The 14,597-nt window shown below is 34.1% G+C and carries 14 protein-coding genes; 3 read left to right on the top strand and 11 right to left on the bottom strand.

The window, feature by feature from the left end; genetic code table 11:
* Positions 1-2: 2 nt before the first annotated feature.
* From arfB to A8L32_RS20785, 3 genes are all read right to left on the bottom strand, one after another.
* Positions 3-404, bottom strand: coding sequence for an alternative ribosome rescue aminoacyl-tRNA hydrolase ArfB (gene arfB, locus A8L32_RS20795; RefSeq protein ID WP_066632994.1), 402 nt, complete (start codon positions 402-404; stop codon positions 3-5).
* Complete coding sequence (locus A8L32_RS20790; RefSeq protein WP_066632992.1) at positions 397-1,071, bottom strand: PrsW family glutamic-type intramembrane protease; 675 nt, start codon at positions 1,069-1,071, stop codon at positions 397-399. The genes arfB and A8L32_RS20790 overlap by 8 nt, the downstream gene beginning before the upstream one ends.
* A gap of 94 nt (positions 1,072-1,165) precedes the next feature.
* Positions 1,166-3,049: a methyl-accepting chemotaxis protein gene (locus tag A8L32_RS20785; RefSeq protein ID WP_066632989.1), complete on the bottom strand. Its 1,884-nt coding sequence runs from the start codon at positions 3,047-3,049 to the stop codon at positions 1,166-1,168.
* A 134-nt stretch (positions 3,050-3,183) separates the two neighbouring features.
* On the opposite strand from A8L32_RS20785, the gene A8L32_RS20780 reads away from it, so the two are divergent.
* Positions 3,184-3,909, top strand: coding sequence for an SIR2 family NAD-dependent protein deacylase (locus tag A8L32_RS20780; protein ID WP_066632986.1), 726 nt, complete (start codon positions 3,184-3,186; stop codon positions 3,907-3,909).
* 127 nt (positions 3,910-4,036) lie between these two features.
* On the top strand, positions 4,037-4,783 hold the full coding sequence (gene fabG, locus A8L32_RS20775; RefSeq protein WP_066632983.1) for a 3-oxoacyl-[acyl-carrier-protein] reductase: 747 nt from the start codon (positions 4,037-4,039) through the stop codon (positions 4,781-4,783).
* 159 nt (positions 4,784-4,942) lie between these two features.
* Here the strand turns inward: fabG and A8L32_RS20770 are convergent, their stop codons facing one another.
* Entirely contained in the window at positions 4,943-6,448 is a 1,506-nt protein-coding gene (locus A8L32_RS20770; protein WP_083631440.1) for an alpha-L-fucosidase, read from the bottom strand.
* Between the two features lie 430 nt (positions 6,449-6,878).
* On the opposite strand from A8L32_RS20770, the gene A8L32_RS20765 reads away from it, so the two are divergent.
* Positions 6,879-8,408 (top strand): helix-turn-helix transcriptional regulator, encoded by a 1,530-nt coding sequence (locus tag A8L32_RS20765; RefSeq protein ID WP_143525184.1) that lies wholly within the window; start codon positions 6,879-6,881, stop codon positions 8,406-8,408.
* Between the two features lie 55 nt (positions 8,409-8,463).
* On the opposite strand, the gene A8L32_RS20760 is transcribed toward A8L32_RS20765, so the two are convergent.
* The 7 genes from A8L32_RS20760 to A8L32_RS20725 all read right to left on the bottom strand — a co-directional run.
* Positions 8,464-9,213, bottom strand: coding sequence for a carbohydrate-binding family 9-like protein (locus A8L32_RS20760; RefSeq protein ID WP_066632974.1), 750 nt, complete (start codon positions 9,211-9,213; stop codon positions 8,464-8,466).
* A 253-nt stretch (positions 9,214-9,466) separates the two neighbouring features.
* On the bottom strand, positions 9,467-11,248 hold the full coding sequence (locus A8L32_RS20755; RefSeq protein WP_066632971.1) for an arylsulfatase: 1,782 nt from the start codon (positions 11,246-11,248) through the stop codon (positions 9,467-9,469).
* Positions 11,249-11,546: 298 nt separating this feature from the next.
* Positions 11,547-11,939: a hypothetical protein gene (locus tag A8L32_RS20745; RefSeq protein ID WP_066632965.1), complete on the bottom strand. Its 393-nt coding sequence runs from the start codon at positions 11,937-11,939 to the stop codon at positions 11,547-11,549.
* Positions 11,940-12,020: 81 nt separating this feature from the next.
* Complete coding sequence (locus A8L32_RS20740) at positions 12,021-12,485, bottom strand: protease complex subunit PrcB family protein (protein ID WP_075591449.1); 465 nt, start codon at positions 12,483-12,485, stop codon at positions 12,021-12,023.
* Positions 12,486-12,509: 24 nt separating this feature from the next.
* On the bottom strand, positions 12,510-13,202 hold the full coding sequence (locus A8L32_RS20735) for an ABC transporter ATP-binding protein (protein WP_066632959.1): 693 nt from the start codon (positions 13,200-13,202) through the stop codon (positions 12,510-12,512).
* On the bottom strand, positions 13,189-14,136 hold the full coding sequence (locus A8L32_RS20730) for a hypothetical protein (protein WP_066632957.1): 948 nt from the start codon (positions 14,134-14,136) through the stop codon (positions 13,189-13,191). The genes A8L32_RS20735 and A8L32_RS20730 overlap by 14 nt, the downstream gene beginning before the upstream one ends.
* A gap of 21 nt (positions 14,137-14,157) precedes the next feature.
* Positions 14,158-14,597: RDD family protein (locus A8L32_RS20725; protein ID WP_066632955.1), on the bottom strand; the 440-nt coding region annotated here is incomplete at its 5' end.

Raw genomic sequence — 14,597 nt, 5'->3', positions numbered from 1 at the left:
AACTAATAATCAGGCTTTCTTCTATTGGCCTTTTTCTCGCCCTTAATTTTCTTGCTTTGTAGTCTTTTCAGTTTAGAAGAACGTGTTGGTTTTGTAGCTTTTCGTTTCACCACAGGTTTTAACGCTTGCTGCACTAATTGATGTAACAAATCAACTGCGATCTCCTTATTCCTCAACTGAGACCTAGTCTCTTCGCAAGCTATAACTAACTGACCTTCTTTATTAATCCTGTTTTGTAGCTTATTAAATACAATCATCCGTTGCTGTTCGTTTAAAACCTGCGAATGAAGCACATCAAAGTGAATAATAACCCTGGTATTTACCTTGTTTACATTTTGTCCTCCTGGCCCTGAACTGCGAGAAGTTGTAAAAACTAATTCGTGTTGAAGATTTATATTAATCATATTTAAATACCGAATTTTCTTCGTGTTCCTTTAGTTTAATTTTTACCCGATATACCATGTAAAACAGAAATGGCAAAAAGAATAAAAGAACCCATTCAATTTGAACCATTAATATAAAATCGTATATACCATGAAAAAGAATCGGTACTAGAATAGCTAATAACATATATTTTGACCTCGACTCTTTGATAAACTTGGCTAATCCCAAATAATATCCCATTACAATACCAAACATAGCATGAGCAGGAACAGCCGTAAATGCTCTTGAAATTCCCACACTAAGTCCGTTAGAAAATACATACATAATATTCTCCACTAAGGCAAAACCAAGCGAAACAAAAACCGCATATACTATTCCATCAAAACGTTCATTAAAATTAGGATTCTTCCAGATAAGAATATATACGGCCAATAACTTAAAAGCCTCTTCGCTAAATCCGGCTACTAGAAATGCATTACCAAAAGCCATCCCTATTTTCTCCGAGAATATATAAGGCAAACCTGCCGAAATAGCTCTTTCCACAACTATAACAGGAAGAACAATCAGCATTCCAGCTACTAAACCCTTTAATAAAAGAGAAATAGGTTCTTTTTCGTACTTATCACGATAGTATATGTAAACAAGAATTATAGCAACTGGTGCTATAGATATTAAGAGTAGGTTCATTATGTGCTATTTATAGTTTGCCCGAAGATAGTAATCAAATTATAAAAATCAATTACTTACCTTCAGTTCATACTATACCTATTCTTATAAACGATTAAACCTGAAAATAATCGATAGTATCATTCATCTTATGCGTTTCAGCCGTTAGCTTTTCTACATATTGTCTCATGTACTCTGCCTGTGTAGCATTTTGAGTAGTAATTTGGTTTAACTGTGCCAAGCCCGAATTAATCTGGTCTACCGCCACACTTTGGTTTTCCGAATCTTCGGAAATTAATTTAACCAACTCTGCCGTTTTTATAATTTCAGGTGTGATAGCTTCTAATTTCTCGGTGGCTTCATTAGAGTTACTTCTTCCTTGTTCAGCTACCACCTCTATCTCATCGGTGAGCATTTTAATACGTTCTGCTAACTTACGAACTTCGGCCGCTACTACAGCAAAACCTTTTCCACTCTCTCCTGCCCTGGCTGCTTCTACCGCAGCATTTAAAGCTAAAATATTGGTTTGAGCCGCAATATCTTTTACCTCATTCACTTTGTCGGTAATTTCAATCATCGAATCATTAGCTTTCTTCACCGTTTCTAGGCTTACCGAAATATCAGAAGCAGCCTCTTTAGAAATCTGCCCCGTTTTTAAAGCATTTCGAGTGTTGGCCTTTACGCCTTCCATTACCTCCGACATAGAGCTACTGATTTCTTCCATACCAGCCGCTTGTTCTGCAGCACCTTCAGCCAATTTATTGGTTTCTGCGCCAATTTCATTGGATGTATCATCTATCGTGGTTGAGATACCATCAATATTTTTAATTACCTGATTAAATCGCTGTCCCATGGATCTTAAAGAATTCACCATGTTACCAATTTCATCCTTTCTCTTGTAATTAATCGTGGCTGTTAAATCTCCTTGTTCTATTTTGGATGCAAAATTAGCCGTCGTATTTATAGGCCTTGCTATATTTCTGATTAAACGAACCAAAAAGAAGGTTATAAAAATGGAACTTATCAGCAACAATCCTATTAGTATATACTTAATAGTGTTAGCTTCTTCCATCACTAACTCTGTAGGAACACTATATGCTAAGCCCCAAGGTGTAGGACATTCTCCAATATTAATTTGAGAATATGAGAAATAGTCTGCACTATCACCACTAGTATATTCCTGTGTAAAACATCTGGCCTCCCCCATCTGCTCAAAAATATCATCCGATGATTCAAAACCATGATTTAAGTCCAGTATATTCTTGCCTAACCAAAACTCATTTTTAGAAGCAATTATATCACCGTTATTAGAGAATAAAATGGCATTACCTCCTTCTAAAGTTTCCAAATTAGCTAATCTGCCCTGATAACTATCCAGCTCTAAATCGAAGCCTGCTAAACCAATAAACTCACCATCACGCTGAAGCGGAATACAAACGCTAGTTTCCATGATAGGCTTATCAAGTTTTCCTTCATAATCCTCGAAGTAAGGATTTGTAACGTATTCCGTGTTAATATTATGAATAGTATGAAACAGTCCATTAGGATCTTCTCCATCTATATCTAAAGTATCCACTTGACGTGTAATATCTCCATCATGGTTAAAATACGTGCTTCTTAATCTGCCATATTTCTTGCTTCTGTTATCATCAAAGGTAAATAGTTGCCAATTATACCAAGCTCCTTTATAGCGAGGGTTATTAATCGTTAAGGAATATATAATATCATCTGAGGTTTGAACTCTTTCTTCAAAATCAAGGTGATGTAACGATTGAAGAGCCTGAGCCAACGATTTGGCCATGTACAAATCCTTGTTTAGGTTTTCAGAAATTTGCGAAGAATATAACTGTGCAATATCTTCTGTACTATCAATCGCTTTTTGCTGACTATATTTATTAAATTGATAGGCTATAAAACTAAATGCCAATAAAAATACGATGATTAATGGTAATATTACATTTGTAAAGATCCTTTTTCGTAAACCGCTACTCTTCGTCATAAATTAAATCCTTTTTTTTAGGTTGATGTAGGTATAAATAATAGGGATTTCATTATTTTAAACGTAAAAAAGTACATAAAGGTTATCTGTTTTAGGGGTGTATTATGTGAAAAAACGTTATAAATCCAATTTATATGTTAGAACAAGTTGTTAATTTGTTAAAAAAGTCGAAACATGCCATAGCTTTTACTGGTGCTGGTATTTCTGTTGAAAGTGGCATACCTCCTTTCAGAGGAGAAGCAGGTATTTGGAATAGATACGATCCTGAGCTTCTTGAACTAAACTACTTTTTAACTCATCCAGAAGCATCATGGAAAGCTATTAGAGAGATTTTTTATGATTTCTTTACTGAGGCAAATCCCAATGCTGCACATATTGCTCTGGCAAATTTAGAAAAACGAGGTATTTTAAAAGCTGTTATTACTCAAAACATTGATGATTTACATTTTAAAGCTGGCAGTAAGGAAGTATATGAATTTCATGGAAATTCGCAGCATCTAAAATGTACACAGTGCAAACATGTAGTTGCAGCTAAAAATACCAGTTTAGAAAGTTTACCACCATTATGTGAAAAGTGTAATAGCGTATTAAAGCCTGATTTTATTTTCTTTGGAGAAGGGATTCCTCCACTCGCTTACGACAAAAGTTTTGCCGCAGCAAGAAAAGCAGACTTGGTAATAGTTATAGGTTCTACGGGTGAAGTGATGCCTGCTTGTCAGGTACCATTTGAAGCCAAAAGAAATGGAGCCACTATTGTAGAAATAAATCCTATTGCTACCCAGTTCACTCCTCAAATTACCGATATTCATATTAAAATGGAGGCTGGCAAGGCAATGGAACAAATTATTGAAAAGGTTTAATTTATTTTACCAAAGGAATATTCTAGATGGCAAAGTGATCTGAATATTTTATTATTATTATAAATTATTACATTTGTCACTTTAAAAATAAGAAAGAGAACAAATTTCTAATATAAAAACTTTTAAAATGAAATTATTAGAAGGAAAAACTGCAATTATCACCGGTGCTGCTAGAGGAATCGGTAAAGCCATTGCTTTGGTTTATGCACAGAATGGTTGTAATGTAGCTTTTACTGATTTAGTGATTAACGAAGCTGCTGAAGAAACTGAGAAAGAACTAACTGCTTTAGGTATTAAAGCTAAAGGTTATGCTTCGGATGCAAGTAATTATGAAGATACACAGCGTGTAGTGAAAGAAATAGCTGCAGATTTTGGTAGTGTTGATATTTTGGTAAACAATGCTGGTATCACTAAAGATGGTGCATTAAAAAGAATGACTGAAGAGGCTTGGGATTTAATTATCTCTGTAAACTTGAAGTCAGTATTTAACTTTACCAAAGCGGTTCAACCAATTATGTGGAAACAAGCTGGTGGTAGCGTAATTAATATGAGTTCGGTGGTAGGTGTTTCTGGAAACGCTAACCAATGTAACTACTCTGCTTCTAAAGCTGGTATTATTGGTTTTACCAAATCGGCTGCTAAAGAAATGGGTGCTAGAGGAATTAGACACAATGCTATTGCTCCTGGTTTCATCATTACTGAAATGACTGGTGTTTTACCAGAGGATGTGAAAAAAGAATGGGAAGCACGTATTCCATTAAAAAGAGGCGGTACTCCTGAAGATGTAGCAAACACTTGTGTTTACTTAGGTTCAGATTTATCTAAATACGTTACAGGACAAACTATACACGTTTGTGGTGGTATGAACATGTAGTAAATAAAGTAGAAATACTTGATTTATATGATATAGAAAAGGCTCGCAAAATTGCGAGCCTTTTTAGTTATGTATAATCTAAATTTTATCTAACGAATACGGTACCAATTATAACCTGAGTTAGAATTAACTGCATACTCAGATCACTTACAATTACCTTCAGTTGCGCTCCACCTTAACTACATAGGCAAAATCACAAGGTTTTTCTTTTGGAAAATCTAATTCAAGTCCAGCTTCTGTTTGTTCCCATTTTATCTTTTTAGAAGAACCTAATAGTTGTATCGACTTAATATCTCCAGGGTATAATTTACCATTTTTACCTAAAGCTCTTATCACTGCTTTCTCTCCTGGCCAGTCCATTACAATGGCATATAAGCTTTTACCATTCTGCGTAAAGCGAATATCCTGAGCAGTATATTTAGGAATGAACTCTCCCCTATTTTTACCTTGTCCGTGATGCCCTGGATGGGTTACTTCAGTAGGTCCTTCGCCAAAGAGTACCCATGGCATGGTATTATAGATAGCCTCTCCATTTATTTTTAACCAAGCGCCCATATCTAGAAGCTCTTTTTGTACTTCAGGCGAAAAGGTACCATCGGCCATAGGAGGTACATTTAATAACATACGTCCGTTTTTACTGGTCATATCTATTAACATATCCACCAAGGTAGCTGCGTCTTTAACTTTATTTACAGGGTTATAAAACCAAGTAGATTTCCACTCGAAATGACGCTGCATATTTACATCTGACACCCAAGGGTCATATTGCAAACCAATCAGATTGCCGTCTTCAATATCACGCATTCCAATACCTGTTGGAATATCGTGAGTTTTATAAATTACTTCTACTTCCTTGCCCCATTCAAGCCCTTTATTAAAAAAATGGCTAATCATCTTTTGCTGATATCTTTCTGGAGCACTTCTTAACTCATTGTTTCCTTCAGGTAATAAGCGTCCATTTGTAGCATGTCCTCTAAGTTCAGCAGGAACCGTTCCTCCAAAACCAGTATCAAACCAAATCATATCTGGTTGATATTTATCAACAGCTTCAGCAATTCTACTATACCATGCATCAAAAATTGGATCTCCAATCCTACCATTATTCATGGTTGCATATGAAGAGTTATCAGCATTCGGATCTAAAACCGTTGTATCTTCAAGCGAAATTTGTCCCCACATACGACTCCAAAAATCACCTGTATGAAAGGACGAAACAATAGGCATATTACGCTTTCGAAGTTCCTTGGCTAAACTCCCGTAAATATCAACCTTAGGTCCTTTATTTACCGAGTTCCAATCTGTCAAATCACTATCCCAATTTACTAAACCACTGCCGTGCCAGGCAACCGGCCCTCCGAACTGAGCTCCTGCTCTCTGGAATAAATCAACCCAAACCTTGGCATCAAAATTTTCCCCTTTCCACTGCTCAATGGCTTCAAGACGTGTCATCTCCTCATCATCTGAGCCTACCTGAACGGTTTGTGGTCCCCAGTGACAATAGATTCCGAATTTCATACCATCGAGCCACTCAGGACTTGAATGCTTTCTTAACGACGACCAATCTGCTTGGTATAGTTTTTTCTCCTTAGTAGATTGTTTACTTGACGCTGGTTTACAAGACCACAATAAGGTAATGCAAAACATGGATAATAGAATATTTCTCATTTTTATATCGAATTTTTGTGACGATTAATATTTTACAGACAAAGGAAAACCATGAATTATTTTGTCATCTATACCTTCCTTTATTCACGGAAATTATATGATGTTTGTATAACTAATATACCAGTTAAAAGAGAGTTCAGTAATATAACATTGACTATCTTTTATTATAATATGAGATTTTAATAAACTATACTTACGCTAGTAAATATTTTCTTAGAAACTCAAATAAAATCATCTTAACAAACTAATAACCAATGATTCAAAAATACAATGCGATTTTTAAAACAAACTACTTACCCCCTACATATGAACTATATAGTCTCCAAACACCACTACATTTTAACTACATTTGTACTATAAATTCAAGAACCAATTGAGGCAATATAACATGAGGCACAAAAAATATACAACATGCCTAATTATTTGTATTTTGTTACTTGTTAGAGTGACTAACATTCTGGCCAACATTAATGATCCTACAGATACCTCAATCTACATAAGTCCTACCTTTCCTGGTAAGGGTTATAAATTATATAGAACAAATCCTCAACAATCATTTCAGTATTTTAATGACGCCCTTAGCTATTTTAAACAAAAAGGGGATACAGCTAATTACATAACATGCTTGTTGGGGCTGTCAGATTTAGAAAGAAGAAAAGGGCAATACAACAAAGCATTTGATATATTGAATGATATTCAGAAGAATGTAATTCGAAAAATAGATACCACTGCTTTTACCGATTTAAATACTCGTTTGGGTAGATTGTATGGAATCTTTGGTAAAGATAGTATTGCACTTTATCATCACAAAAAAGCGCTTGAAGTTTGTAAAGCACAAAAATACGATAAAACGGGTTCTAGCTATTACGCCATTGCTGAGCAATACGCTAAAATGAATGATTACAATACCTGCATAACATACCTTGATTCTTGTTATTTAATATCGACAAACAACAATAGGCTCATTTATGTGGATGCCTACTATGCTTACGCTTACATTAAAAAAAGTAACTATCGTAAAGCCGACATTTACCTCAAGGGTCTGATACAAAAGTTTGATGAAAAAAAATTAGGTTTTGCGTCTAAAGTATATACTTTTCATGCAGAACTTAAAAAAGCATTAAATCAACCCGATAGTGCTATATTTTACTACAACAAAGCTTTGAGTACGGTTAACTCCATGAAAATGCATTATGATATTAAACCCATGATTCTGGAGCAGCTAGCTCTGCTAAACTATGAAAAAGGAAATACACATAAGGCTTTTTCATATATGCAGAAGCAAAAAGCAGTTTCGGATAGTTTGTTTCACTTGCAAAGTAAACAGAATCAAGAACTCTTTGAAGTTAAGAGAGAGTATCAGAAAAACTTATTTGAGAAAGATGAGCAAATCAACCAACAACAATACCTTATTAACTTAAAAGATAAGGCTAGTTTTAGATTAAAATTATTGATTAGTATTTTGATATTATTGGCCGCTATTGGTCTGCTTATGTTTAGACAGCGTTTTTTAATGAAACAAATGATTTTAAAAAAGGAAAAAAACGAAGCTATTTTAGAAACTAAAAACAAGGAACTAACCGCTAACGCATTACAGATAATTGAAAAAGAACAAGGGATTAAGGAACTATTGGAAGAAATTAAAGATAGTAAGCCTGAAAAATTCAAGACACTAAGCAATAAATACAAACAAGGCAATGCAAAAATTTGGGACGACTTTCATTTAAGGTTTACCCAAACCAATAATAAGTTTTACGAACAGTTAATGAAGTTATACCCCAGCTTAACACATACCGACTTAAAATACTGTGCTTTAATAAAACTCAATTTCGATAGTAAAGAGATGTCTCATATTTTAGGAATATCTCTTCACAGCGTTCATATGGCACGGTCGAGAATTCGTAAAAAAATTGGCTTGAGCCGAGATGAAAGTCTGGGGGACTATTTATCGTCTATATAACCTACATAATGAAATACGCTTCAAACTATACAGTGTAACTTTATAAATACCTTTTTCAATCATTTGTAAATTCCAACACTCCAAAAGTCTTTGGATTATGCACATCCTTATAATCGGTAATCATTGGAAATAAAGTAGAGGTAGAAACACGCTGACCTTCTACTTTATTTCTATCCTGACGCAAAGCTAAAAATGTCCATTGCGAACCTTCTTTCACTTCTTCTACTGGTCCTGCTGTATGAAAAGCAGCAATAGGAATAGCCATTTCCATGCACCAACCTTTATCTATATCAGAATTATCATTTAAAGTTCCATCAATATTTACCTCAACTTTAAAATCTGGATTATAAGCTTTAACCACAAATTTCTTTCCTGGATAAATCTCATTAATAAAAATAAAATCGTTGGTGGCCTTATACAAGTTAGTCTCAAAACCAAAGTGCATTCCTACTTGGTCGCGCATAGGACTCAGGAAAATCTCGGCGCAGTCATCTACAAAAGTCCAACCATCACGTTCCTTCATGCGGGCAGTGATGTATTTATCTTCGCACTCAAAAAGTAAATAGATATGCTGCTCATCCCAAAGCATTTTAAAACTGGTACCTTGCTTATCATTCTCTTGATCTGATCTATAATAATAATTGAAGGTAAGTGATTTTGCATTTTGCCAGCTTTGTTCATTAGCTATACCGTCTATAGTAATGGGTGAATTGGCTTTAGGTACTTGTATGATTTTTTTAGATTGTTGTGAGGTACATGCACTGATAAGGCATATTAATACGGATATATAAAATAGTTTACTCATTTTTCTGTGATATAGTTCGTCACCTATTGACCGAATATTGTTTGTATGAAATCAATTATATTTTTCTTCATATTTAACCTCTATGCACTTGCATAACAAAATACAACTGTACAACTATTATTCTTAACCATTATTATCTGGTAAAAATAATAATACGAACTAATACTATCTCCATGTCTCTAGCCGACGGGCTTTTACTTTCTTTACGCTTTTACATTAAGGTGGATAAGTTACCCCTACCAAACAATGATTCTTATTCCAACTTTTTAACGTAGGTATAATATACGCCGTAAATATTCTTGTCTTCGATAAAATCGGTTACCAATAGTGTTTTTCCTTTGTTGAGTTCAACTTTAAAAACAACTGCTTCTTCATCGCCTTTAATATCCTTTTCTAATATTTGGTTAGCAATACTAATGCGCACTTTATTGGGTTTTATACTTTCGTAACTAAATAAACCTTTCGGATTTTTTTGTGGTACTCCCCATAGAGCTCCTGGACATTCCTTAGGCCAACGACAACAAGCAACCTCGTAAATACCTTCTTCATCTACCTCCAAAGCATGCGTATTATTGGTATTCTTCATGCCTGCCGCTACTTGCTCGCATTTCCATATCCCACCATCTTCTCCAATAGCATGCTGAATGGTTAAGGTAACTTCTTTTTGCGCTTTATGCCCTACCACATGAACAGGCAATTCATTATACTCCGGATTCTTTTTGGTGAAATCAATAAATTTGGCATTCTGAGCTAAAAGGTCTTGCACCACTTCTGGATATTCATTGGCTAAATCATTCTTCTGTTTTGGATCCTTTTCTATATCATAAAGCTTTGATCCATTAATTAAACGCCAATTATTTTTTAAAATACAAGTTTCGTTTTCATCCATAGGAGGTCTCCAATCCTGTCGGTTATGCACAAAAACAGTTCTTTCGGGTAGTTGATAATCATTATTACTTAAAGCTGGCGAAAAGTCTATTCCATCTAGGTTTAAATTTTGCGGAAGAGATAAATTACACAAGCCTGCCAAGGTGGGAATTAAATCGACATGAGCCACGGCATCATTAATATCTTTACCTCCTTCAATCTTTCCTTGAGGCCAACGCATAAAAAATGGCACACGATGACCACCCTCCAGCTTACTGCCTTTAATTCCGCTATATCCTTTGTTGTATCCTAACTTACCACTATAATTATATCCATAACGCGTTCCATTATCACTCATAAAAATAAGAATGGTATTCTCCTCCAGGTTTTTATCCTTTAAATATTTCTGAAAACGCCCCATATTCTCATCTATATTGGCAATCATACCATATAGGTTAGCACTAATGATTTTTTCTCCTTCCAGATGTTTATAAGGTGCAGCATACTCCTCTGCTACAATTAGCGGGTCGTGTGGAGCATTGGTGGGTAAATAAATAAAGAAGGGTTCATCCTGGTTTTCATCGATAAACTTCATGGTTTCATTAAACCAAACATCGGTACAATAACCTTCAAATTGTTTAGGTTCGTTATTGACGAAATAAACATCATCAAAGTAACTATTACCCCAATAATCGGACAACTCTCCTACTCCTCCGGCCAAGTGATGAATGGCTACATCAAATCCTTTATCGGTAGGACGAACAGGATAATTATCGCCCAAATGCCATTTACCAAACAAGCCCGTTTTATAGCCATTTTGCTTAAATATATTGGCCATGGTTATCGAGCTCTCGCTCAAAGCATCTCTGCCCTTAAAAGTAGCCCAAGCTCCATTATTAATAGGATACCTGCCCGTCATGATAGCGGCTCTGGTTGGCGTACAAAGGGGGCTGGCATGAAAATCGGTCATACGAACGGATTCATCGTAAAATGCATCTATATTGGGAGTTTTTATCCAGGGATTACCTTGACATCCTAAATCTCCAATACCCAAATCATCGGTTAAAATTAAAATAACATTGGGTGGACGTTTATCTTTGGCTTGCACGATGCAGGCTGATAAAATTTGAAGAAGAACAAAAAAACTGAATAATATAAACTTATGCATTCTGATAGGGTTATGATGATTTCTAATAATCAAAAGTTGAAGACTATTTTACCTGAAAACTATAGGGATTTTATACATAAAACCTTAGTTTATTCTCGCCAAATAAGGTCAAGGCAAAAACAAGTCAGTATTAGTACATTTTCAACTTTTAAATTACATTTTCTATTAATTTACAAAAACAAAAATATAATCTTACACGGGGATAACAGGGTACAAAAACATTAAATTTCCACATGTATAGGGTTTGAGTAGTATCTATCAGTCTCGCACAATTGCACTACGCCCTGTGTAAATTCAGTTAACTAGACTTTAGTTTTCTTCTTATCAGATTACATATTGACAATATTATTCCTGCCATAAACAGGAAATAATGATCCCAAAATAAAATTATAAACGAACTAAGTGTTTTTACACCTTCTTCTGATTGAGGATGTAGCCCTTCGTAAAATATAGCTATCCTTAAAGTATAAATTATTGAGATAAATAGATTACTAATAAATTCAAATAGTTCGTCTTGCTTCCTAACCTTATTGAATATTATCAATCCAATAATTAAAGTTATAATCAAAAGAAAGTTTTCTATGTTTTCTTTTGATGACCATAGAATCATAAATCCACCAACGAAAGATAAAACAACGCCATATATAGTTGATACAGCAAACAGTTTTATTACATATTTTTTATCTGTCATATTGTTTTCTGAATCTAAATACTTGCCACCATAATAACTAAAATCGATTTAGTCATTATTAAGAGCCTATTATAACCTTACCTATCTCATTTCTTTTCCATCCTCATAAAACAGAACGGACTTAATTGACTTAGATGTTTGAATAAACCTATAGGGCTGTGTCATAACCGTAGTGGCAATTCCATCAGGTGCTTTTACCGAGTAGTAGACTTTAATATGCTCCTTATCTTCTTCTATTTTATCGATTATAATTTGATAACCTCCCGAACTTCTTTCACCAATATAAATGGCAATCAGCATGTTTTTACTAAAATCTATTTCATCTAATTTATTCTTTTGAATAAAGCTAGCTCCATGTTTCTCTTCATATACATCTATACTGTTTGAAACAAGTAATACACGTTCTCTCAAGTTAGAGAAATCGCCATGGGATATCTCTTCAAAATTCCTAGTTTTAGGTACGGAAGTATTGGTTTTACTACTAGTTGAACATGATGAAAAAAGTATCATCAGTAATAGACTGGAAATTAATAATGGTGTTTTCATTTTTTATAGTTTAATCGTTTGTAGTTAATGGTCATTAATTAATTCACACAATGCTTCTTCATTCTTAAGCTCAATTTCTTTAAATAATTCCTCCTCAAATAATTGAAACTCGCTTTTATCACAGCTATGTGTAATTTTTCCATATTCAAGATAATGAATATGGTCGCATAAATTAGTTAATGTTTCTATAATATGAGAAGTTATAATAATCGTTTTACCTTTTTCTTTTAACTTAAGTAATATGGAACGAATTATACGACAGGTCTCTATATCTAAGCCATTAAAAGGCTCATCCAAAATCATAATAGCTTTGTCCTGTTTTAACGAACCTAAAATAGCCAGTTTCTTTTTCATACCTGTAGAATAAGTATCAACCAACTTATCTAATGGTAGCTTAAATAAGGCATTCCATTTTTCTATATCAAAATGAATATTCTTAAATAAGGACAAATATTCTCGAGCTGTTATATTGGAATAAAAGAAGTTTTCACTGACTAAATACGAAACACTCTTTTTATTTAAATCACTTCCATTAAAAAGCACCTTTCCTTCTTCTTGCTTCTTTAAACCGTAAATTGTGTTTAATAAAGTTGTTTTTCCTGCTCCATTTAATCCAACAATGGCATGAATTAAACATTCAGAAAGGGATAATTGAAGGCCATTAATAATTCGGCTGTCTTTTTTATAAGAGACGCTAAGGTTTTCAATTAAAATCATTCAGATAATTGTTTAGTTTATGTTTGGATTTAAAATAAAATACCACACTCGCACCCCATACAAAGGGTAAGAAAACAGGTATTATAACGCTCATCACCCCAATTGCACCCATACTTTGAGCTGCAGGCAATTTTTCATTGGGTTGATAATATGCATACTTGGTGCATATTATAAAAATATGAAGTGTTGTTAACAGGAAATACGCCACCACTGGAATATACCAATATGTACTATGAAACACCATATATGCAAGCAGTAATGGAAACGTTATAAATGTATAAATTACAATTTGCAGTTTTATTTTGTGCAAGATGAATTTACCCGCGCTTCTTTCTGAAGCTATAATGAATTGATAAGGTTCGCAGCGTTCGTAAAAGCTTAAAACAACAAAACCAATAATTACCATTACAACAGGAACACTAGCCATAACAAACGAAGTACAGAGTCCAGTAATCCACAAAGGTAATATGAGCCATAGTAGTTTTCTAATTCCAGCTTTCCACTCGTAACTATCATCAGGTATTAAAGTTTGTAACTTTGTATTGAGACTTCTTTGTACAAGACTATAATTCAGAAAAGGAATCAAAAAAATACCTAACACAAGCATTATAAACGGTTCCCACTTTTGATGAAATAACAGGCAAAGGTGTACTGGCAAAGCCAATAATTGATACTCGACAAAATAAAGTAATTGATAAGATGCAAAATGAGTCTTTAAAAAAGTTTTATCCTTTCTGCGAAGTTGAATTAGGCTAAGTACAAGGATAAAACCTGCACTACTATAAAAGGCATATATTGCATTGACACAAGAATTAAACAAGCTTATGCCTGCAAAAACTATAAGGGATAATACAAATAATAAACGAAACAAACCTACTCCAATCAGGTTACGAGATATCTGTTTTAATCGTATTGTAATAAATGCTTTTATCATTTTTCTTGAGTCACTTATAACTTATTCTTCCTTTTTAAACTCCGAGGTTTCAATAACAATGGTATTAGCCCAAATATCTCCTAGGCGTTGGTTTTTGTCGGTATTTTTTATGGTTATAATTCCTATCAAACCAAAAAAGAACATATCCAAAGGGTCTAGTAAATGTCTTTTAAGCGATTGCCCGAAACTTATTTTTTCATTTTGAATAATGGCATTTTCAATATCAACATAGCCTCGAATAGAAATGGGCTTAAGTCCTACTAAAGCATTACCAATGGTTGCTCCTATCCATTGCTCAAACCCAATAGTCATGATACACCAAAACGCAACAGGAATAATCCCACCTATTCCATTCACGGTATACCCTCCATCTGCATTCGGTTCGCCAAATGCATAAACATAAGCATATGAAAATCCATAAATGATAATATAATCGATAAATCCTGCTGTGAATCTGTTAA

It is taken from the genome of Labilibacter marinus, from assembly GCF_001659685.2.
In the GTDB taxonomy this organism is placed as follows: domain Bacteria; phylum Bacteroidota; class Bacteroidia; order Bacteroidales; family Marinilabiliaceae; genus Saccharicrinis; species Saccharicrinis marinus.
Note: the sequence above shows the minus strand (reverse complement) of the source record. Positions and strands in the feature narration are given on the sequence as shown.

Excerpts from the sequence above, each read along its gene's own strand:
- arfB (WP_066632994.1), bottom strand. The coding sequence starts at position 404 with ATGATTAATATAAATCTTCAACACGAATTAGTTTTTACAACTTCTCGC.
- A8L32_RS20790 (WP_066632992.1), bottom strand. The coding sequence starts at position 1,071 with ATGAACCTACTCTTAATATCTATAGCACCAGTTGCTATAATTCTTGTT.
- A8L32_RS20785 (WP_066632989.1), bottom strand. The coding sequence starts at position 3,049 with ATGACGAAGAGTAGCGGTTTACGAAAAAGGATCTTTACAAATGTAATA.
- A8L32_RS20780 (WP_066632986.1), top strand. The coding sequence starts at position 3,184 with ATGTTAGAACAAGTTGTTAATTTGTTAAAAAAGTCGAAACATGCCATA.
- fabG (WP_066632983.1), top strand. The coding sequence starts at position 4,037 with ATGAAATTATTAGAAGGAAAAACTGCAATTATCACCGGTGCTGCTAGA.
- A8L32_RS20770 (WP_083631440.1), bottom strand. The coding sequence starts at position 6,448 with ATGAGAAATATTCTATTATCCATGTTTTGCATTACCTTATTGTGGTCT.
- A8L32_RS20760 (WP_066632974.1), bottom strand. The coding sequence starts at position 9,213 with ATGAGTAAACTATTTTATATATCCGTATTAATATGCCTTATCAGTGCA.
- A8L32_RS20755 (WP_066632971.1), bottom strand. The coding sequence starts at position 11,248 with ATGCATAAGTTTATATTATTCAGTTTTTTTGTTCTTCTTCAAATTTTA.
- A8L32_RS20745 (WP_066632965.1), bottom strand. The coding sequence starts at position 11,939 with ATGACAGATAAAAAATATGTAATAAAACTGTTTGCTGTATCAACTATA.
- A8L32_RS20740 (WP_075591449.1), bottom strand. The coding sequence starts at position 12,485 with ATGAAAACACCATTATTAATTTCCAGTCTATTACTGATGATACTTTTT.
- A8L32_RS20735 (WP_066632959.1), bottom strand. The coding sequence starts at position 13,202 with ATGATTTTAATTGAAAACCTTAGCGTCTCTTATAAAAAAGACAGCCGA.
- A8L32_RS20730 (WP_066632957.1), bottom strand. The coding sequence starts at position 14,136 with ATGATAAAAGCATTTATTACAATACGATTAAAACAGATATCTCGTAAC.